Source organism: Okeania sp. SIO2B9 (assembly GCF_010672505.1).
In the GTDB taxonomy this organism is placed as follows: domain Bacteria; phylum Cyanobacteriota; class Cyanobacteriia; order Cyanobacteriales; family Microcoleaceae; genus Okeania; species Okeania hirsuta.
Genome location: NZ_JAAHGK010001470.1, coordinates 1 through 1,736 on the forward strand (window position 1 = coordinate 1; position 1,736 = coordinate 1,736).

The 1,736-nt window shown below is 30.4% G+C and carries 1 protein-coding gene; it reads right to left on the reverse strand.

All coding sequences use genetic code 11. The annotated features are described in order from the left end of the window. Positions 1-76 precede the first annotated feature (76 nt). On the reverse strand, positions 77-1,168 hold the full coding sequence (locus tag F6K13_RS31785) for an ATP/GTP-binding protein (RefSeq protein WP_124143198.1): 1,092 nt from the start codon (positions 1,166-1,168) through the stop codon (positions 77-79). Positions 1,169-1,736 lie beyond the last annotated feature (568 nt).

Sequence of the window (1,736 nt, forward strand, 5' to 3'; positions counted from 1 at the left end):
TAGAAAAACATTTCATCCTCTTTTCCTTCACCAATAATCAACTTTGACTTTTTGATTGTTTTTTGAATTTGACTCATTAACGCATCTCCAAGTTAAGCTCTAAAGAAGTCTCAATATTATCTTTGTCATAAGTTAAACTCTTGATAACATTAGTCTCTTTTTCTCTCTCTAGTCTGAAATAACGAAAGTCATATAATTCGGAGTTGGAAAATGCTTGATGAGCAGCATTAATACATTCATAACTATGAGTAGTAGCAAAAAGTTGAGTGTTAGATTTTCTAGTTGCTACAGCTATAGACTGCCAAACTTTTTCCATAACTGAGTGATGTATACCATTTTCAATTTCATCAATTAATACTGTTCCTTCTTTTGCATTCATAATCGATAAAATAATAGATAATAATCTTCCCATTCCTTCTCCCATTAATGAAACAGGAATTAAATAATCTGCTCCAATATCTCCATGAATCATCGGAATTCCTCCGGTTACCAAAACTGCTAAACGTTTTAATCTTGGTTCTATTATTTTTAAGATTTCTATAATTTCATTTTGTTTATTTATAGCTTCAAATTGACTGAATATTTCTGCATCATTTGTTGGCGATACTCTTAAACGACTACTGAGAAAAGCGCTAGGAGGAAAAACTTCTATTTCTTTAGCTTCTTGTTCTTCGTCTTGCTGAATTGCTATCTTTATTTCTGTTTGTTCTTCTCGATCTGGTGTTAAAAATATTGTAAAACCAAAGATTTGTTGACCATTTTTTTTAAATCCTAGTTTTAAATCCTTGAGAGTTTTTCTACTATTTGACCTTAAATTTAAAGGGAACAATCTTGGGCTTGATGCTTTATCTAAACTCAATTTTAGTTCGTTCTCTTCACCATTTTCGTTTACTATTTTAATTTTAATGGCTTTACTGACTTGTTTTTTGTAGAATAACCATTCACAAATTTCTTCTACATCAAAAGTTTGTTGCTGGACTACTCCTCTATTAAAGTTTAATTGAAACGGAATTTCTAGAGCATTTAAACTTTTTAACAAGAAAATTGCTTCTAGCAGAGCTGTTTTGCCAACATTATTGATACCTCCAATTAAATTAACTCGTTCGATATTATCAATACTAATTTCTTCAAAACATCTAAAATTTTTAACTGTAATACATTTAAACATAATTAATTTAACGCTTTCTTTTTTAACTGTTATAAAAGCTGTTTGGTATTTTTGTCAAAGTGGATAGTTTAGTCAAATTAGTCAAACATAATAGTTGGGAGATAATTTGGTTTTAAGTTGAATAAAAAGTCATGAATAGGTGCAAACCACTCCCAATAATAGAATTGTACCACACTTATTTTGGGAATGCAAGGCAGAAAAATTTGGCTTTGGCGATTTTTTTGAGCTTCACAGAATGATGATTTGAACTAAAATAATAATTTTCTCTATTTCTGAGTTGAGGGTAGACTTTTATATAAGAAAGTTGGATTCTATAGAGGTGAATTTGACTAATTATCAAAATCATAAGGGTCGTGTAACCCCGTCTTTTAAAGCGAAATATTTTTGGCTCGAAGCTCAAATACCCGTTACAAAAATAACTTCTGACTTGGTTAATCAACTCACCCCTAACTTAATAATTTTAATCTCAACGATTAGTTTGAGATTCTGCCAAATTATCGGCAAACTCTTCACTAATTCCGGCAAAAGTCTCCTGACTCTGTTCATACATAGAAAGACCACTTTTAAT